Genomic DNA, 19,675 nt, shown 5'->3' with positions numbered 1-19,675 from the left:
TATGCTAGTTGGCTAACAAAGAACCTATCTGGACAAAATCATTCATCAGTTTGTTTTGTACAAACTTTTCTATTTTTATTATTTTTTATGGCTTAGTAACAGTACTTCCTCTATACGTGACAGACACGTTAGACCGTTCAGATGAAGAGGCTGGTTTACTAATGACTATATTTTTAATTTCTGCTATAGCTGTAAGACCCTTTACAGGAAAGTTATTAGAGGTCGCTGGCAAGCGGAGAATGCTCTGGGTCAGTCTCTTGCTATACTTATTATGTACTATTTTCTATTATTTTATCGAGCTGTTTAGTATTTTACTAGCTTTACGTTTCATTCAGGGTATATGGTTTAGTATTGCTACTACAGCTAGTGGAGCACTAGCTGCTGATACAATCCCCACATCTAGACGCGGGGCTGGACTAGGGTATTTTACGATGGCAACTAACCTTGCAGTGGTAGTAGGGCCGCTTATTGCTTTATCACTAGTTCAATATTTCTCCTACGATACATTCTTTATTGTCATGAGTCTCATTGTGGTGATTGGTTCTGTGACTGCATTAGGAATCCCTAAGGATGAAAGAAAAGCTGAGTCTCCTATTCGAAGTAAGATTACATGGAACGACTTATTTGAGAAAAAAGCTGTTGCTATTTCTTTTATTGCGGGATGTGTTGCTTTTTCCTATTCGAGTATCTTGTCCTATCTATCTATATATTCACAAGAAAAAAATGTCCTTTATTTAACTAGTACATTTTTTGCTGTGTTTGCTATTGTCATGCTATTAACAAGACCTTTTACAGGAAGAATATTTGATGAGAAAGGTCCAAGTTATATTATTATTCCTGGTTTAGTTTTCTTAATGATTGGCTTTACTTTACTAGCCTTTATGAATGGCCCTGTCCTGTTTCTTATAAGTGGTGCTTTTATTGGACTAGGCTATGGAGCGGTAGTGCCAAGCTTTCAAACAATGGCTATTCAATCTACTAGCCATGATCGAAGTGGTTATGCTACGGCAACATTCTTTACCCTGTTTGACATCGGCATTGCTGTTGGCTCCTTCGTACTTGGCCTAGTAGCCGTAAACCTCGGTTATCAAAATCTATATTTATTCGCGAGTATTATTGTAGTAGTGACTCTAATCGTTTTTATTATCCGATCTCGTAAGACTCGTCTTGGTTAGACCAAGGAATCCGAAAAAGCCCAATATATTTAGCAGAGAGTATGGGAAGGACAGTCGTTCAGTTACTCATATTTTCTATCGTTTGCGACCTCCTTGTTAGGAAACCTCCATCGGTTAACTAACAGGAGGTTTTTATTTTTCCTTCTACCTCCTTGGGGATTGTATAGGTACTTACGCTTTCTTCGTATAAAATCCCTTGTTTTGGCAAGACTTATGTGGAATTACCATTAGGAGGGATATTATGTATAGGCTTATCGGATTATTTTGTACACTCGCATTTATTTTAGCAGGATGCGGCTTTTCAGAGGCAGATGCAGGTGAAAAAGAAAAAGTAGATGTTTCATTAGTAGATAGTGAAGGGAAAGAAGTAGGTAAAGCAACACTGACAGAAAATCAAAAAGGTGTTCATATTCTACTTCAAGCGAAAAACTTATCCCCTGGTGTAAAGGCTATCCATTTTCATGAAACGGCTAAATGTGAAAAACCAACATTTGATTCAGCCGGAGCTCATTTTAATCCAGCAGGAAAAGAGCATGGTTTCCAAAATCCAAAGGGTTACCATGCAGGAGACTTACCAAATATTGAGGTTGACCAAGATGGTACCATTGAATTAGAAACAATAACACCCGCAGTAGTTTTGACTGCTGGAAAAAGTAATTCCTTACTTGATGAAGATGGCAGTGCATTAGTCATACACGAAAATGCGGACGATTATGAAACAGATCCTTCCGGCAATTCAGGAAAAAGAATTGTTTGTGGAGAAATTAAGAAATAAACTGGACGGTGAAAGGTATGAGAGTAATTGGATGGACATTCCTTTTGTTTGTCGCTTTATTCTTGTCTAGACCTTTATGGGAGGAATATACAACCGAATATGTAGATCTCTCTTTCCTTGAGCCCATTGATGAATGGATTGATTCTTTAGAGGTTGGACAATATTTCAGTGAAGCAAAAGCGTATTTAGAGGATATAAAAGCGGAGTCTATTGCACAGCCAGCCGAAAAACAAATTATTCTTTCCGAGGACGGCATCGAACTAGAGCAGATAAAAATGGGCATGAAAAAAAGCGAGATTGAAGATGCTTTTGGAGATCCCAAGCGAGTAAGCTTAAATGAGTATAACCTTGTGTGGCATACCTACCACGAGGATTATCTAAACTTTTTTATGGTTTCGTATGACGATGACAACAAAGTAAACGCAATGTTTACGAACCAGCCATCCTTTCAATCCTTTTTAGGCTTAGAGATGGATAGCACGCGAGATGAAGTATTAAATACTTTAGGTGATCCTATTAAGAAGCTACGAAAAGGAAATATTATTTATCTTCTTCCGGATACCGGTGAGTATGATTTATTTTTAATCAATGATAATTACATTACTTTTTTCTATGATTTACATGAGAATCAAACACTAACGGCTATTCAAATTATCGACAAAGAAGTAGAAAAAAGTCAGCCCAATACGTTTGGTGAACCCTCTGAAGAACTAAAAAAAGGGTTTGAATATCAGCTTTTTGATTTGACCAATTCAGCAAGAGCAATTAGGGGATTACCTATTTTAACTTATGACAAGACAATTAGCGAAACTGCTAGAAAGCATAGTAATGACATGGCAGCCCACAACTATTTTGCTCATGAAAATCTTCGTGGTGAATCACCTTTTGATCGTTTAGAAACAGATGGTCATTATTTTTCCTTTGCTGGTGAAAATCTAGCTTATGGACAGAGTAGTAGCATTTTTGCGCATGAGGGTTTAATGAATTCCTTGGGTCATCGCAAAAACATTTTAAATACGAACTATGAAAAACTAGGGATTGGTACGGCTTTTAACGAAAATTCAACTCCCTATTATACACAAAATTTCTTCACGAAATAGACGAAGCACGACACAGATGAGAGCACTAATGATTCTATCAGACGAATCTTAAGTGCTTCTTTTTGTGGCCTCAGGGTTCTCCGCTGTGTCGGACGCTTTCTGCGAGCCAACAGGATATTGGTCAGGAAAACGTTGTCACACGACGTGACACTTTCCGTTTTCCCTCCAAGCATACTTAAATATTCTTATGTTTATGTTATTTTAGATGAAAGCCTTTGCTAGCTAGGAATTCTGCCATATGCTCTCTTCTAGGTTTCTCTAGGAACTCGGCCATTTGTTTCGTCCAGTTGGATACTTTTTGATTAGACCCTCTATTCGCATAGTAGCCTTCTATTGTTTGATCATATTCTTTTAATAGTTTCGCGTATTTTGTAGCGTTATATTCATTTTCATGTAGGACGGCTGCTACAGGTAATCGAGGCTTCACCCCATTTTGCTGATCAGGTAGCCCTAGTGTAATACCGAATAACGGAAATACTCCTTCAGGCAGTCCAAATAGCTCACTTACTTCCTTTGGAGCATTTCTTACTCCCCCAATATAGCAAATGCCATATCCTTTAGATTCGGCAGCAATCACTAGATTTTGAGCAAATAGCGCAACATCCACCGTTCCAACTAGTACATTTTCTACAGTATCGATTGTAATGTTAGTATCATGTAGTTTTCCTGCTTCCTGTAACCGGTTGAAATCTGCGCATAAAAGAAGTGCTGCACCAGCTGTTTCAAACTGAACTGGATTCTTTGATAGTCTACCTAGCTCAGTTCTTTTATCTTTATCAGATACCCATATAACACTATAAGCTTGAATAAAATGAGAGCTAGCGGCATGTTGAGCAATTTCTACTAGCTCAGTAACTTCTTCCTTTGTTAACTGATAATCCTTATATTTTCTAACAGACGCATGAGATTTTAATAAATTATCAACCACTTATTTCCCCTCTTTCTTTTTTTCTCTAGTATAACGTATTTATATCACGATGAATAAAAGTTAAAACAACTTATAAAAGATGTAAAAAGTAATATTATTTTTTCATTTTCTTCTATAAAATAGAAAATATAGAATATACAGAAAAGAGGAGAGGTATTTTGAGTGTTATAGAACTAGAAGAAGTAAAAGTAAAAGAAGAAATCAAAATGAAAGCTCCCCATCGTAGCACCCCTAGAAAAGTTGTAGCCGCAAGAATGATTATGATTGCTATAGGCGCTATATTAATGTCAGTAGGCTTAGAACTATTTTTGGTACCTAACCAAATTTTAGATGGTGGAGTAGTAGGAGTTTCTATTATCCTAGCTCATTTAACTGGTGTGCGTCTTGGCATCTATATTTTCCTTCTAAACATCCCTTTCTTTTTCTTAGGCTATAAGCAAATCGGCAAAACTTTTGCCCTTTCCACTCTATTTGGTATAACAGTACTCTCTTTATGTACCTCTTTTTTACACCATATTCATCCCTTCACTACAGATTTACTACTCTCCACTGTTTTCGGAGGAATTGTCCTAGGAATGGGGGTTGGGCTGGTTATACGACATGGCGGGTCTTTAGATGGTTCTGAGATACTTGCAATCCTCTTTAACAAAGCTCTCCCTTTCTCTGTGGGGGAGATTATTATGATCATAAATCTAGTTATTTTTTCTGTTGCTGGTTTTGTATTTACTTGGGAGCAAGCAATGTATTCCTTTCTTGCATATTTTGTTGCTTTTAAAACTATTGATATTGTCATTCAAGGCTTAGATGAATCTAAGTCAATCTTTATTATTAGCGACGTAGTAGAAGAAATAGGAGCTGCCATTATGGATCGTTTGGGACGTGGAGTGACCTATTTAAAAGGAGAAGGAGCCTATACAGGTGATGACAAAAAAGTAATCTTTACCGTGATAACTCGCTTGGAGGAAGCAAAGCTGAAGTCGATTGTAGAGGAATTTGATGACTCTGCTTTCTTGGCAGTTGGAAATATAGCAGAGGTTAGAGGTGGTAGATTTAAAAAGAAAGACATTCATTAATAGAACAAAAATAAAAGGGGTATCTCATCGGTAAAAAACTTATGGGAAACCCCTTCCTTCTTTAACGGATTTCCGCTAGGAAGCATTACTCTTGGGATGGACGCAAAGGAGCCGTCTAAAAATGACTTTTCAGACGGCTCCTCGTTTTTATTTATTTTACTACTTCTTCCTGCTGCTCAAGCTCAAGCATTGTTCCATTTTTAGTGAAATTTGTATGGAATGAGAATGCTTTCTCTAGAACGTGAGGAGTTTGTCCTCCTCTTTCTAGCGCTTCAATAAAGTAATCCTGCAGTTGTTTTTTATACATCGGATGAACGCAGTTATTAATAATCTTCATTGCTCTTTCACGAGGTGCAAGTCCTCTTAAATCCGCATATCCTTGCTCTGTAACGACTACATCTACGTCATGCTCGGTATGATCTACGTGTGCTACGAATGGGACAATACTTGAAATATTTCCACCCTTAGCAACTGACTTTGTCACAAAAATCGCTACTCGCGCATTTCGTGCAAAATCTCCTGATCCGCCGATTCCGTTCATCATTCTTGTTCCGCATACATGTGTAGAGTTAACATTTCCATAAATATCAAACTCTAGTGCAGTGTTAATAGAGATAAGCCCTAATCGACGAATAACTTCTGGATGATTCGTAATTTCTTGAGGTCTTAAAACTAGCTTATCACGGTAGAGATCGAAATTTCCATATATCTTATCCATCATTTCCTCAGATAATGTGATGGAGCAGCCTGATGCAAAATTAACTTTTCCTGCATCAATTAATTCAAACACAGAGTCTTGAAGAACCTCTGAATATACCTCTAAGTTTTCAAATTCCGAATCAATCATGCCATGTAAAACGGCATTAGCAACAGAACCAATACCCGCTTGTAATGGAGCCAATTCATTTGTTAATCTTCCAGCCTTCACTTCTTCACGAAGAAATGTGATCAAGTGCTGTGCCATTTGTTCCGTCTCTTCATCGGGAGGAACAATTGGAGATGGAGAGTCTACATTTTTTGTAAACACGATCCCTTTTATCTTAGAAGAATCTACAGGAATACCAGCAGTCCCAATTCTTTGATTGGAAGCAATCAAAGGAATTGGATCTCTTTCCCCTTGTGCTTTTGGCTCATACACATCATGCACGCCTTCTAACGCTTCCGTCGCCGCTAAATTTAACTCTATAATGATATGCTTTGCTTGAGAAACAAAGGTAGCCGAGTTTCCAACAGAGGTAGTAGGGATAATAAGCCCATCTTCTGTAATTGAAACCGCTTCCACAATAGCAAAGTCGATAGTAGGGAGTACGCCTCCACGAATCAATTCGGCTGTATGTGATAAATGCTGATCAACAAATAAGTGATCTCCATTGTTAATATGCTTTCTCATAGTAGCATCTGCTTGGAAAGGTAATCTCTTATTAATAATCCCTGCATCAGCCATTAATTTATCGATATCAGAGCCTAAGGAAGCCCCTGTAAATACGTTTACTTTAAACGTTTCTTTTTTCGCACGTTCAACAAGTGCTTGTGGAACCGCTTTCGCATCACCAGCACGAGTAAAACCACTTAACCCTAATGTCATACCATCTTGAATCCAAGATGCTGCTTCTTCGGCACTGACAACTAAGCTATGTAAACTCGTGTCTTTAATTCGATCAAGATTATTCAGCATCAGTTTACCCCCATCAACAAGTAAGTTTTTAATAAATTTTAACTCTTTTTGTCACAAAATCGCTAAAAATAGACAGAGAGCCGATTAATATTACTGAAGCAGAATAATTGATGGGTGAAACAGAATTTTTTAAAAATAATTATTTTTTAGAAAGGAATAAAATAGAAAAAAAGGGTTGAATAAAAGAGGTTTTTCCCCTTATTCAACCTTTTAGAATCCCAACAACTTTCTAAAATAACGAGAGTAGGATTGACTCACAGAAATCTTTTCTCCATTTTTCATTGCTAATACAAAGGTAGAGTGCGTATCCGGATAGATCTCTTGAATATGATGGACATTTACAATATAGGAACGATGACAGCGTATAAAGGTATCTCTCGGAAGTTTATATTCAAAATCTTGTAAGGAGCTATTATGGCTGCCGGTTAAATCCTTTGTCACAATAGTTGTCTTACGCTCCTTCGCCTCCAAGTACATGACGTCCTGAAACGGAATTGGGACCCAGCCATCCTGCGTTCTTACCGTAATAACTGATTTTCCCTCGGTAAACGCTGGATATATCGCCAACACACTCCCCCCTATCTCCCCATCCTGTTGAAATGGGACTGCCATTCCATGGTATGGAACTCCAAAAACTCCTCGATCAATAAACTCAGAGACTTTCTGCTTTCCATGCACAGCCTTATGTGCCAGGGTTCCTTCCTTAATTGGGTCTCCAGGGGTTATCTTTAAATCGATACGTTTACTCGGTCGATAATAAATATATTGTTCCTGATCAGTAACAGCTATAGATATTTCATCGGAAAATAATTGACCAATTACTTCTAATAGTGATCCTACAGATATATCTTTCATCGTTTTGCTCCTTTATTCACATAGTAATATTTCACGTATAAACTGTTGCTTTTGCGTTTCACAGCGATCTATTATTTGTAGACCAACCGATTCAAGTCGCTCATCCATAGACTCTATTGTCACTACAACTACCCTGTCAGCGATTCTCCTTGCATGCTCTAATAAGAATAATTGCTCTTCCCAAGATGAATGAGTCCATAAATTATACGGTAGATCAATGATGGCAACATGGTAGTGTTCTTCTATTTCTGCAATAGAACGTTTTGTTACCTCTCCCGTTAGATTAAAATGAGCTAAATTCTCTCTCGCACCTATACAAACAAGTGGATTAATATCGCTTCCTACTATATCAATTCCCATGGAAAGAGCTTCTATTAGAACAGTTCCTATTCCACAACAAGGATCGATTGCTTTTATTCCAGCTGGATGTGGTACTGCAATATTTGCAACTGCTCGTGCCACTTTCGTGCTTAAAGCTGTTGAATAACCCCTAGGTCTCTCCATATGAGCTAGCCAAATCGCCTCGTTCTTCTTGTATTCTCCAAAATACCACCGGCTCTGGTAAGGAACTACAGCAAATACCTGTTGTGGTTGATGAAGATCAAATTTACCTTGAAGCTCACTGCCTATTGCACGCACAATGGCTAATCTGTCGGCATTCCGAATAATCGCATCTCCCTGCAAATCATTAATTTTCAGGAAAATCACTTTATTCGTTTTCTCCTCACTGCCATACCTGGATGCTCCTTGAATAATTTCTTCTATTGTATCAGCCTCTATCAGTACATCTAGCCGCCCCTTCATAAACGGACTTCTAGAAGGATCAATGGCAATACTGCTCTTTAGTATTTTTTGTTCTGTATCAAATCCAAAAAAAGAGCGCATCTCTAGTTGACATAGAGCGCGTTCCCCATCTTTATATCCATATGTATATATATAACTAGACTCTCGAATATTTGTATCCAATATATTCCCTCCATTAATACTCTTATTATAGCACGCTTAACCTTTGGACGCCTGACTTACTAATCTCATAGTTATTCTCCCAGAAAAGAAATATAATGGATATGTATTCAGAATTTTTATCCAATTTAAGGGGTTGGGAAAATGAATGGGGAAACAATTGTAGTAGGTGCTGGTCTTGCTGGATTAGTAGCTACTGCTGAATTGGTTAGAGAAGGTAAGCATGTATTATTGGTAGATCAAGAACCTGAAAGCTCCCTTGGTGGGCAAGCCTGGTGGTCTTTCGGAGGACTGTTTCTAGTAGATTCACCTGAACAAAGAAGAGTTGGTATAAAGGATTCTTATGACCTTGCTTGGCAGGACTGGTTAGGGACTGCTGGCTTTGACGAAGACAATGAAGAAGAATATTGGGCAAAGAAATGGGCCGAAGCTTATGTAAGATTTGCTGCTGGAGAAAAGAGAGAATGGCTACATGGCCTAGGAATTCGCTTCTTCCCTGTAGTGGGATGGGCAGAGCGAGGAGGGTATTTAGCGGAGGGGCATGGAAACTCAGTCCCTAGATTCCATATTGTTTGGGGAACAGGACCCGGGGTTGTCCAGCCTTTTGAGGCAATCGTAAGAAAGGGAATGGAAACCGGACTTGTAACCTATAAATCAAGGCACCGTGTAGATGAATTAATTGTAGATAAGGGGAGAGTAATAGGGATTAAAGGCTCAGTCCTTGAACCCTCTGATGCGAAAAGAGGAGAAGCCAGCTCTCGAAAGGTAATAGACTCTTTTCAATTCAATGCTCGAGCAGTCGTCCTAACTACTGGTGGAATCGGTGCTAACTTAGAGCTCGTTCGTCAAAACTGGCCGTCCTGGTTAGGTACCCCTCCTAAAAATATGATTGCTGGCGTACCTGCATATGTCGATGGCAGAATGTTTGAGATAAGCGAAAGGGCCGGGGCACGCTGGGTGAATAAAGATCGAATGTGGCATTACACGGAAGGGATTAAAAACTGGAATCCTATTTGGGAAAATCACGGCATTCGAATTCTCCCCGGTCCCTCTTCTATTTGGTTAGATGCAGAAGGGAACAGATTCCCTGCCCCCAACTTTCCTGGCTTTGACACATTGGGTACCTTAAAAGCAATTCAAGATACCGGCTATGATTATTCGTGGTTCATTCTTACAGCAAAGATTATCGAAAAAGAATTTGCTTTATCTGGTTCAGAGCAAAACCCTGATTTGACAGAAAAAAGCGTGAAGGAAGTGTTAAAGCGTATTCTTCCAGGTCCAACAGCTCCTGTTAAAGCATTTATGGAGAAGGGCGAGGATTTTATAGTAGCAGATAATCTAAAGGACCTTGTGGCAGGAATGAACTCACTTGTCGGAAACACTCTACTAACATATGAGGATGTCCATAGACAGATTGTAGCAAGAGATCGAGAAATGGATAACAAGTTTACGAAAGACCTTCAAATAACCGCCTTAAGAGGAGCACGTAATTATATTGGTGATAAGCTTATTCGAGTGGCAGCACCCCACAAAATATTAGACCCGAAACAAGGACCGTTGATTGCTGTTCGTTTGAACATCCTGACTCGTAAAACATTAGGCGGCCTACAGACGGATTTAGGGGGTCATGTGTTAAATAAAGACGGAAAGCAAATTCCCGGATTATATGCTGCAGGTGAGCTAACAGGTTTTGGTGGCGGAGGAATGCATGGCTACCGAGCACTAGAGGGCACCTTTTTAGGAGGCTGCCTATTCTCAGGGAGAGAAGCAGCTCGGTCCATACTTCACGATTTAAAATAACAAAGTAACGAACGTATGATATAGTAAGAATGTAATTTCATATTGTGTAGAATTAGGTGCTCTTCGAGAGAAGAACTTAAAAGGGAAGTTCGGTGAGAATCCGACGCTGTCCCGCAACTGTAAATGGGAGCAAGCTTTTAACCACTGTTACTTGTAATGGGAAGGGAAAGTAAAGCAATGACCATAAGCCAGGAGACCTGCCTAATTTTAGTACACACCAAAAACCTACGCGGATAGGGGGTGTTCAGTGATCGTCAAGCTATTGCTTGAAGGATTCATGGTACGACAAACCGTATACTCACAGATGGATTTGGAAGAAGTCTATTCTTTCCTATCCAAATGGTTTTATATGTTGCCGTATTCTTATTCACGAACATCTTCCTCTTTAAAGGGGAAGATTTTTTTTATCCCGCATTAAGGGACAGTAAGACTCCCACTTCAAGATGGCGAAAGAAATGAGACAGCTAAGTGGGAGACCAACTGTCCCTAAAAGCCCGATTGGTTCAACTAATGAATGGCGGGGGATGAAAGAAACCCCCACCAATCAAAGTTTCACTTTATTGGAAAGGAGAAAGTAGGATGTCAAAAGAGGAATACAAAGAGCAGTTCAAGCAGGTGCTACTCTATAACACTGTCACGAATGCTTCGATTACTTTAGAGAAGATACTTAGTTCCTTAGCACAGGATATTCAAAACTCTGAGGAGCTAACAAAGGAAGCAAATCTTATTCAATTACAGAATGCCTATCAGGAGGTTCTTTATGAGCTAATTGGAGAATCAAAAACAGAAGATGCTGAGATGAAGATTTAGTAAATGGAAAGCACCCACTATCTTGTGATGTGAGTGCTTTCTTCGTTTAACTTGGTAGTTACTACACCTTCTTCAGCTTTTATTTGCTAGATATTCGTAAGCAGCTGCTCCTATCTCAGTTAAAATGGCTTTAGATACAAGATCATCCTCTTCCTTCGATAAGACCGTTATCGCCAGCTGGTTATCTCCTACATATAAAACTCCTACATCATGTCTTGTTCCAGGAACCCATCCTGTTTTATGCGCCATTTTCCAAGCTGGGCGGCCATTATTATAATTGGAGTACGGTGATGGAAACATTTGCGGTAGACAGTCTTGGATTTGCTGTTTCTTCATAATACGTAGCATTTCCTCACTGGCTTTCTCGCTCACTAGCTCTTTCCTAGCTATTTTCTTTAGCAGTATCGCAATATCAGCGGCAGTTATCATGTTATATCCTTTTGGATTTGGGTTGTTCATCATGAGCTTGTTATAGAACGTGCTAAGCTCCATTCCAGCTTCCTTCATAAAAGAGACAACCGCTTCCTTTCCTATTAGGTCAATCAACATATTAGTAGCAGAATTGTCACTTTGGATAATCATCAGCGTGACCAAATCTCGTATTGGCAAGGAAGTACCTGGTGTTAGGTGTTGAAGAACTCCCGAGCCTCCTACTAAATCCTCCTTACGCAAAACGAAAGGGTCATCTAATGAAAAACTCCCTTTCTCTTCTTTCGTAAAAACGGAAGCCATAATTGGTACCTTGATTACACTTGCTGCATAAAAAAGCTCCTCGCTATTTAGCTCCCATTTTTCTCCGGTGACTAGATTTTCTAGAATAATTCCCCATGTTCCTCTTGAAGGCTTAATAATGTCCTTTACTCTATCTACTAATACTTCCACAGCTCCACTCCCTTTTTCTATTTTTATTTCTAACTTTATTATAATCAAAATATTTTGTATATTGTGTTGCAGGGATTAAAAATTTGGCAGTATGCTTTATTAGTCAGCTAGAAAGTACGTCTACTTTTTTTATCCATTTCATCCCTCTTCCTTCTCTTCCAATCTTAAAGTCAGGCTACATCTAGTTCTTTTCCAAATTGCGATGTTTTGTTCACCTTTTTTCATCCACCTACATAGATTATTTTGACAAGTCGAACAATTAGTGTTAACCTTATGAACAAAAGTTTCCTTTAGGAAATAATATAGTTATAACGAAATAAAAATTTTTTTGTTTTAAAAGTTTCCTCCGGGAAATAAATTAATATAAAAGAAAAGGAGTGTTGTTTGTGAAAAAACTTTGGTTATTGTTTGTTGCGGTATTTTTTGTTGTAGGTTGTAACGGTAATGAAAATGTAGGGGAAGCTGATTCAGATAAGCCTCTTATTGTAGCCACTACAGGTCAAGTCGCAGATGCTGTTAAAAACATTGGTGGAGAACATGTCGAGGTTAAGTCACTTATGGGACCTGGGGTAGACCCTCATCTTTACAAAGCAACACAAGGAGACATTCAGCTATTAGAGGATGCAGATATGATTTTTTATAATGGTCTAGAGTTAGAGGGCAAAATGAGTGAAATCTTTGAGAAGATGAAAAAAGATAAGGTAGTAGTGGCAATCGGTGAAGCATTGCCCGAAGACCAGTTATTGGAAGACCCAAACTATCCAGGTCAGTTCGATCCACATATTTGGTTCGATATCCAGTTATGGAAGCTTGCTACTGAAGAAATCACCAAAACATTGGTAAATGAAATAAAAACCAATGAAGAGGACTTTCAAAACAATGAGGCTGCCTACTTTAAAGAGCTAGATAGCTTAAAAGACTGGACACAAGAACGAATGAGCGAAATCCAAGAGAGCCAGCGCGTCTTAGTAACTGCACATGATGCTTTCAATTACTTTGGAAACAGCAATGGCCTTGAGGTACGTGGTCTACAAGGTCTTAGCACGGAATCCGAATATGGTATTAAAGATATTCAGAATGTAGTAGATTTCTTGGTGGACCAAAATATTAAGGCTGTTTTTATAGAATCAAGTGTATCCGATAAAGCAATGAACTCAGTGATTGAAGGTGCAAAAGAAAAAGGACACTCCATAAAAATTGGCGGAGAACTTTATTCAGATGCTATGGGACCTGAAGGAACAGAGGAAGGCACTTATATCGGAATGTATAAGCATAACGTAAATACCATTGTAGATTCACTAAAATAGGAGTGAAGACATCATGAATGCATTACAGGTAAAGCATTTGTCCGTTGCTTATGAGGAAAAGGTAGTACTCAAGGATATAAGTGTCGAAGTTCCTGCTGGAAAAATAACCGGAATTATTGGCCCTAATGGAGCAGGTAAGTCTACGATGTTAAAAGCTATTTTAAACCAGCTCCCTAATAAAACCGGTGAGGTGAGCATACTTGGAAAGCCACTTCGCCCTAAAGATTGCAAAGTCGGTTATGTCCCCCAAAGAAATGCAGTAGATTGGGATTTCCCAACAAACGCTATAGATGTGGTTCTAATGGGACGGTATGGTCATGTCGGAATAATGAGAAGACCGTCTGCAAAGGATAAACAAATTGCCCTCGAGAGCCTACGAGCAGTTGGAATGGAGGCATATGCTAACCGTTCTATTGGTCAGCTATCCGGGGGGCAGCAGCAGCGTGTCTTTCTGGCTAGAGCATTGGCACAGGAAGCAGAAGTATATTTTATGGATGAACCGTTTGTCGGTGTAGATGCTGCTACAGAAAGAACCATTATACAAATTCTGAAACAACTTAAAGCTCAAGGAAAATCTGTTTTTGTCGTCCATCATGACTTACAAACAGCTCCTGAGTATTTTGATTGGATTATTTTATTAAACCAAACTTTAACAGCTTCTGGACCTACTGAAACAACCTTTACAAAGGATAAATTACAGGAAGCATACGGAGGAAAGTTATTTTTTATGGAACAGACAAAAGAAAGCATCATCAAGTGAGAGAGGTGAATGTCCGTGATAACAGGAAACTTACTCTGGGTTTTAGTAGGTACAATTTTATTAGGTATTGCTGCTGGTCTTAATGGGACCTTTGCTTTTCTTCAAAAACAAAGCCTGGTGGGAGATGCTGCAGCTCATGCAGCGTTGCCTGGAATTGCTTTATCTTTTTTATTGTTCCAATCGAAGGATTTACCGCTTCTCATGCTTGGAGCTGCTATTACTGCCACTCTATCTGTTTACGTAATCCAATGGATTATCCAATATTCTAAGATAAAAGCAGATGCCGCAATCGGTCTAGTATTATCTGTGTTTTTTGGGATTGGTATTGTGCTTATCACCATCGTTAACCAAAGCAGCACCGGAAACCAAAGTGGATTAAACGATTTTATTTTTGGAAAAGCGGCAACTATGGCAAAGACTGATCTCATCTGGCTTTCAGGAAGTGCTTTATTAATTATTAGCATGTGTCTTTTATTCTTTAAGGAATGGAAGCTCATGATATTTGATCCAGTCTTTGCAAAGGGGATTGGAATGCCCGTTGAACGTCTAAGAAGTATCTTGACTGCTCTTACCGTTCTCACTATTGTTACCGGAATTCAAGCAGTAGGGGTTATTTTGATGGCCGCTATGCTTATCATCCCTGCTGCTGCAGCCAGATTTTGGTCTAATCATCTAGGTGTGATTCTTGTAACAAGTGCTTTTTTTGGTGGTCTGTCAGGAGCCTTTGGTACGTTTGTAAGCTCTTTGAAAACTGGCTTATCCACTGGTCCTATTATTGTGCTTTGTGCAGCATCTCTCTTTCTCTTATCTTATTTCTTTGCCCCGAATCGAGGGCTTATATCTAAATATAGAAAGAAGCTTGCCTTCAAGCAAAGAAAGCATGCGATAGAGGTGACTAGCCATGAATGAGTTTTGGGTCCTACTTACCGGCTCCTTGGTTGGCATTACCTGCGGGATGACAGGCGTATATCTCATATTGAGAAAAACAGCTATGATTGCTGATGCTATTAGTCATACCGTGCTTTTTGGCATTGTTGTTGCCTTTATGGTGACTCAATCATTAAATGGCTTCTGGATGCTAGTAGGGGCTGCAATTGCAGGGGTACTTACCACCTATCTTGTACAATTGCTCCAAACAGGCGGTTTACAGGAGGATGCCGCAATCGGGGTAGTCTTTACCTCTCTATTTGCTCTTGGTGTTTTATTCATCACCTTGTTCGCAGGAAATGTTCACTTAGATGTAGAGCATGTTCTAATGGGAGAAATAGCATTTGTTCCATGGGATACATGGAGTCTCTTTGGCTTTGAAATGCCAAAAGCAGTTTGGATGCTCCTATTTGTTTTGGCGCTAAATATCTTATTTTTGTTCCTATTTTATAAGGAACTAAAAGTGACTACCTTTGATCCTGTCTTTGCGATGTCAATTGGGCTTCCAATAATCGTCATGCACTATGCTTATATGACCCTTGTTTCGTTAACAACAGTTTCTGCTTTTGATAGTGTAGGGGCAGTGCTAGTAGTAGCCATGTTAATCGGACCTGCAGCGACTGCTTATTTAATCAGTAAAAGTGTCCGCGGAATGATTACTTGGAGTATGATCTTTGGAGTAACTGCGGCCATATCAGGCTATTATGTTGCGAAGCTCTGGAATACTTCCATTGCAGGGATGATGGCGGGCATGGTTGGTGTTCTGTTCCTTCTAGTATTTCTATTCTACCCAAGCATTGGGCTTCTTTGGAGAAAAAGAAAAAAAGTAAAAATGAATACATTAAAGAGCTTCTCTTAAGGGTTCACCTCTCTTCTACCTTCATTTGCTATAATGAAGAGATAGAACAGAGGTGATTTTTTGTATAAAACAATTGGCATTCTTGCGCATGTTGACGCAGGAAAAACAACCTTTTCAGAACAGTTACTATTTCATACAAAGACAATTAGACAAAGAGGGCGAGTTGATCACCAGGATTCCTTTCTAGATACACATTCTATTGAAAAGAATCGTGGGATTACGATTTTCGCCGATCAAGCAACTTTTACCTATAACAATTCTACGTATTTTTTAATAGATACTCCTGGACACGTCGACTTCTCTCCTGAGATGGAGCGAGCGATACAGGCGATGGATTACGCAATCATTCTTATCAGTGCAGTAGATGGAGTAGAGGGGCATACGGAAACAGTATGGCAGCTTCTTAGAAAGCACCAGGTGCCTACCTTCTTTTTTATTAATAAAACAGACTATATAGATACAGACCCAGATCAAGTTTTCAAAGAAATACAAGAAAGTCTTTCCTCTGAAGTATGCAAGATTGATGATCTGTATACGGAGGAGCTTATTGAATTCATTGCAGAGAGAGATGAAGAACTATTAGACGTTTATATGGAAAGTGGTTTTGATCAGCAACTCTGGACAAATGCCTTTCAAAGGATGATTCAGCAAGGTGAGGTGTTCCCTTGTGCAAGCGGCTCCGCTTTAAAGGATATTGGTGTACTAGAATTCTTAGCCTCTCTAGATAAACTGACAATAACAAGCTATTCCTCGGAGGAAGAGTTTGTAGGGAGAGTGTATAAAATTCGGCATGACGACACTGGTAGTCGAATCACTTTTTTAAAAATTCTTAGGGGAAAATTAAGAGTTAGAGATGTATTAACATACAGAGAGTCATCTGAAAAAGTAACCCAGCTGCGCACTTATAATGGAAACAAATTTAAGACAGTAGATCAGGCAGTGGCCGGTGAGCTTATTGGGATAATCGGATTAAGCAATGCAGCTATCGGAGAAATCATTGGTAGTCAGGAGGAAAAAGTCTCCTTCGAATTAATTCCGACCTTGAAATCGAAGGTAGAATTTGATCCTACCATCTCAGTTAAGGATGTATTGCAGTATTCTAAGATGTTAGACGCAGAGGATCCTTCCCTATCTGTTGTCTGGGAGGAGCATTTTCAAGAAATTCACGTGCATGTCATGGGCACCATACAACTAGAGGTACTAATCCAAATTATGAAGGAACGCTTTTCCTTAGATGTAACTTTTGGAGAGCCTAAAATACTCTATAAAGAAACGATTGAGGAGCCAGTAAAGGGCTATGGGCATTTCGAGCCGTTAAAGCATTATGCGGAGGTCCATCTACTCATAGAACCAACACCTCGTGGAAGTGGCGTTAGCTTTCATAATGTCTGTCATGCTAATGATTTATCAATTGGTAATCAGAACCTCGTGAAACATCATTTACTCGAAAAAGATCACCATGGCATACTAACAGGCTCTGCTTTAACAGATGTGAAGATTACCTTGTTAACAGGGCGCGGGCATAATGAGCACACATCAGGTGGAGACTTTCGAGAGGCATCTTATCGGGCACTACGGCAAGGCTTAGAAAAAGCGAAAAATATACTTTTAGAGCCTTATTATGATTTTAAGATAAAAGTGGAGCAAGATCTCATCGGAAAAGTATTATCCGATATACAACTAGCTCATGGCACTTTTGAGCCTCCGGAAACATTAGGAGACAAGGTAGTAGTGAAGGGGAAGGTACCAGTGGCTACCTTTATGCATTACAGTACAACGTTTGCATCTTACACACACGGCAAGGGAGTACTAAACCTACAATTTAGCGGCTATGACATCTGCCATAATACAAACGAGGTAATCGAAAAAATCAGCTATAACAAGGATGCAGATCCTGAATATACATCCACCTCTATCTTTTGTGCGAAAGGTACAGGATACAAGGTACCCTGGTATGAAGCAGAAGCTGCTATGCATTGTTTGAAATAAGTACGATAAGAAAAATGAAAAGATGACTCCTTTGCTGTGTAGGAGTCATCTTCTTTCCTATTCATTAATAGCAATCCCTAAAAATAATAATGTCTTTATCATTAGAACCGATAAATCATAAATCTTTCATTTTCATCTCGCTCATACATCCCGGGGACTTTCACCTCTCGAAAAAAATGAAAAGGAGTCTCAGTCTCTAGAAATTGCAGATAAGCCTCCGTTGGATAATAAAGAATGACATCCACCGCTCTTGGAGACTGTTCAACAGAACGCAATATACGATGGATAACCTTTCGAAATATAGCGGTAGAAAAGGGATTAAAAAAGTAAAATACATTTTCCTGAGGGTTTATCTCGTATTCCTCGGCTAGACAGCATTCAAAACTAAGAGTCGCATTAGAGATTTTTGCCTTTGTTAAGTAATTTGCTAAGTTCTCCATGGCTGCTTGGTAAAGCTGTCCATTCATTTCTATACCTGTTGCTGAGGCATGTAGAAAATGGTGAACATAGAAAGGGAATCGTCCCTTTCCACATCCAAAATCCACGAACCAGCTTGAGGTATTAATAGGGTATTCTTCAAACAACGTTTCTAATGCGACATAAGGTGTTGCTTCGTAACGATGATAATGAGTCGTTTGATATCTGAATTCTTTGAGCCCGCTGGTTTGAATACGCAGTAATCGATCAAATTCGGATTCCTTCATACACTCCCTCCTACTGATTAAATACATGTTCTTGTACCCATTCCGGAGATACAACTGGGTTTGATACTTCTTCTAACGGAAAAATTTTATAAGGGTTTCCCTTTACTACTGCAGTTGGTATAAATGATGGGTTTTTCACTTGGATTATTTTTTTATCTTGTATTTTCTTTAGCTTCACTTCTACCTTCCCTATACCACCGATGCTTGTATAGTCAAATTGCTGAGCAGATAAAAAATTTCCTAGAGAATAAAATACATGTGTTTCCTTTCCCGTAGAAGATACAATCTTTTCATATGGCTGGATAACATGTGGGTGATGACCAAAAATAATATCACCACCTGCCTCAGAAATCAACTTGGCTAGTTCTCTTTGTGTGCTATTTGTTTCAAGCTCATATTCATTACCCCAGTGCATGCTTACCACTACAATATCTGCTTTCTCCTTTAAATCTTGGATGTCACTCGTTATCTTTTCCGGATCAATCAAATTGATTAAGTACTCTTTGCCTTCCGGAATTGTATGGCCATTTGTGCCATAGGTATAATTTAAAAATCCAATCGAAACACCTTTCACCTCAAATATACGGTTTCTTTGCTGGTCCTCTAACGATTTAAAAGCCCCCAAGTAGGGCATTTCTTCCTCTTCCATTGTTTGAATGGCTGATAATAAGCCGGCTTCCTTTTGATCTAACGTATGATTGTTAGCAATAGAAATTAGATCGACCCCTAACCTCTTTAAATCTCGAATAATATGAGAAGGGCTTGAGAAGTTTGGATAACCCGACAATCCAAACTCTACTCCGGCTGGTATAGATTCTTGATTTGCTAATAAAAAATCAATGCTTGCAAGCTCTTTTTCTACCGCTTCAAATGAAGGAAGGAAATTTGGATAGTGATATAGTGGACTATGGAGAAGAATATCACCTATCATACCAATTTCTATTGTTTTCTCCTCGTAAATTAGATGAAAATTAGTAACTTCTTTTCCTTTAAATTCTTCTCCAAATGTCTCAGGACTAATAAAGATAGGTAGAGAAATAAATGAACATATTACCGCAAGAATGGGTAAGAATATTTTCATGCTACAAGCCTC

General features: G+C 39.0%; 18 protein-coding genes and 1 riboswitch. Of the genes, 11 read left to right on the top strand and 7 right to left on the bottom strand.

From position 1 onward, the window contains the following. The first annotated feature begins 8 nt into the window (after positions 1-8). From AC1VU3_RS07550 to AC1VU3_RS07540, 3 genes are all read left to right on the top strand, one after another. Complete coding sequence (locus AC1VU3_RS07550) at positions 9-1,175, top strand: MFS transporter (RefSeq protein WP_480389174.1); 1,167 nt, start codon at positions 9-11, stop codon at positions 1,173-1,175. A gap of 241 nt (positions 1,176-1,416) precedes the next feature. After that, positions 1,417-1,950 (top strand): superoxide dismutase family protein, encoded by a 534-nt coding sequence (locus AC1VU3_RS07545; RefSeq protein WP_480389175.1) that lies wholly within the window; start codon positions 1,417-1,419, stop codon positions 1,948-1,950. 17 nt (positions 1,951-1,967) lie between these two features. Next, positions 1,968-3,050 (top strand): CAP domain-containing protein, encoded by a 1,083-nt coding sequence (locus AC1VU3_RS07540; protein ID WP_480389176.1) that lies wholly within the window; start codon positions 1,968-1,970, stop codon positions 3,048-3,050. Positions 3,051-3,246: 196 nt separating this feature from the next. Here AC1VU3_RS07540 and nfsA read toward each other — a convergent pair whose 3' ends face one another. Then, a complete protein-coding gene (gene nfsA, locus AC1VU3_RS07535) occupies positions 3,247-3,978 on the bottom strand; it encodes an oxygen-insensitive NADPH nitroreductase (RefSeq protein ID WP_480389177.1) in 732 nt (243 codons plus the stop codon). Between the two features lie 206 nt (positions 3,979-4,184). Here nfsA and AC1VU3_RS07530 point away from each other — a divergent pair, with 206 nt between their 5' ends. Next, a complete protein-coding gene (locus tag AC1VU3_RS07530; RefSeq protein WP_480389276.1) occupies positions 4,185-5,051 on the top strand; it encodes a YitT family protein in 867 nt (288 codons plus the stop codon). Positions 5,052-5,202: 151 nt separating this feature from the next. Here AC1VU3_RS07530 and AC1VU3_RS07525 read toward each other — a convergent pair whose 3' ends face one another. The 3 genes from AC1VU3_RS07525 to AC1VU3_RS07515 all read right to left on the bottom strand — a co-directional run bounded on the left by AC1VU3_RS07525 (position 5,203) and on the right by AC1VU3_RS07515 (position 8,547). After that, the gene (locus tag AC1VU3_RS07525; protein ID WP_480389178.1) at positions 5,203-6,726 is read right to left on the bottom strand and encodes an acetyl-CoA hydrolase/transferase family protein; all 1,524 of its coding nucleotides are present in this window, start codon (positions 6,724-6,726) and stop codon (positions 5,203-5,205) included. 210 nt (positions 6,727-6,936) lie between these two features. Beyond that, entirely contained in the window at positions 6,937-7,581 is a 645-nt protein-coding gene (locus AC1VU3_RS07520) for a LytTR family DNA-binding domain-containing protein (RefSeq protein ID WP_480389179.1), read from the bottom strand. 12 nt (positions 7,582-7,593) lie between these two features. Then, positions 7,594-8,547 carry a TRM11 family SAM-dependent methyltransferase gene (locus AC1VU3_RS07515; protein WP_480389180.1) on the bottom strand — a complete coding sequence of 318 codons (954 nt, stop codon included), beginning with the start codon at positions 8,545-8,547 and terminating at the stop codon, positions 7,594-7,596. A 141-nt stretch (positions 8,548-8,688) separates the two neighbouring features. Between AC1VU3_RS07515 and AC1VU3_RS07510 the strand changes: the two genes are divergently transcribed. Together AC1VU3_RS07510 and AC1VU3_RS07505 are read left to right on the top strand one after the other, a co-directional pair. Then, a complete protein-coding gene (locus AC1VU3_RS07510; RefSeq protein ID WP_480389181.1) occupies positions 8,689-10,344 on the top strand; it encodes an FAD-binding dehydrogenase in 1,656 nt (551 codons plus the stop codon). 37 nt (positions 10,345-10,381) lie between these two features. Beyond that, positions 10,382-10,563, top strand: a riboswitch (cobalamin riboswitch). A 360-nt stretch (positions 10,564-10,923) separates the two neighbouring features. Further along, complete coding sequence (locus AC1VU3_RS07505; protein ID WP_480389182.1) at positions 10,924-11,154, top strand: hypothetical protein; 231 nt, start codon at positions 10,924-10,926, stop codon at positions 11,152-11,154. 72 nt (positions 11,155-11,226) lie between these two features. On the opposite strand, the gene AC1VU3_RS07500 is transcribed toward AC1VU3_RS07505, so the two are convergent. After that, entirely contained in the window at positions 11,227-12,036 is an 810-nt protein-coding gene (locus AC1VU3_RS07500) for a serine hydrolase (RefSeq protein ID WP_480389183.1), read from the bottom strand. A 386-nt stretch (positions 12,037-12,422) separates the two neighbouring features. On the opposite strand from AC1VU3_RS07500, the gene AC1VU3_RS07495 reads away from it, so the two are divergent. The 5 genes from AC1VU3_RS07495 to AC1VU3_RS07475 are packed head-to-tail and all read left to right on the top strand — an operon-like array spanning position 12,423 to position 17,878. After that, positions 12,423-13,343, top strand: a complete 921-nt coding sequence (locus tag AC1VU3_RS07495) for a metal ABC transporter solute-binding protein, Zn/Mn family (RefSeq protein WP_480389184.1) — start codon at positions 12,423-12,425, stop codon at positions 13,341-13,343. A 13-nt stretch (positions 13,344-13,356) separates the two neighbouring features. Continuing rightward, positions 13,357-14,103, top strand: coding sequence for a metal ABC transporter ATP-binding protein (locus tag AC1VU3_RS07490; protein WP_482983212.1), 747 nt, complete (start codon positions 13,357-13,359; stop codon positions 14,101-14,103). 9 nt (positions 14,104-14,112) lie between these two features. Next, positions 14,113-15,012: a metal ABC transporter permease gene (locus AC1VU3_RS07485; RefSeq protein ID WP_480389186.1), complete on the top strand. Its 900-nt coding sequence runs from the start codon at positions 14,113-14,115 to the stop codon at positions 15,010-15,012. Beyond that, a complete protein-coding gene (locus tag AC1VU3_RS07480) occupies positions 15,005-15,889 on the top strand; it encodes a metal ABC transporter permease (protein WP_480389187.1) in 885 nt (294 codons plus the stop codon). The genes AC1VU3_RS07485 and AC1VU3_RS07480 overlap by 8 nt, the downstream gene beginning before the upstream one ends. 60 nt (positions 15,890-15,949) lie before the next feature. Next, on the top strand, positions 15,950-17,878 hold the full coding sequence (locus AC1VU3_RS07475; protein WP_482983211.1) for a GTP-binding protein: 1,929 nt from the start codon (positions 15,950-15,952) through the stop codon (positions 17,876-17,878). Between the two features lie 101 nt (positions 17,879-17,979). Here the strand turns inward: AC1VU3_RS07475 and AC1VU3_RS07470 are convergent, their stop codons facing one another. Together AC1VU3_RS07470 and AC1VU3_RS07465 are read right to left on the bottom strand one after the other, a co-directional pair. Further along, positions 17,980-18,582 carry an SAM-dependent methyltransferase gene (locus AC1VU3_RS07470; RefSeq protein WP_480389189.1) on the bottom strand — a complete coding sequence of 201 codons (603 nt, stop codon included), beginning with the start codon at positions 18,580-18,582 and terminating at the stop codon, positions 17,980-17,982. A 10-nt stretch (positions 18,583-18,592) separates the two neighbouring features. Continuing rightward, positions 18,593-19,663: a CapA family protein gene (locus tag AC1VU3_RS07465; RefSeq protein ID WP_480389190.1), complete on the bottom strand. Its 1,071-nt coding sequence runs from the start codon at positions 19,661-19,663 to the stop codon at positions 18,593-18,595. Positions 19,664-19,675 lie beyond the last annotated feature (12 nt).

The sequence above is a fragment of the Psychrobacillus sp. Z16_25 genome (genome assembly GCF_056856695.1).
Note: the sequence above shows the minus strand (reverse complement) of the source record. Positions and strands in the feature narration are given on the sequence as shown.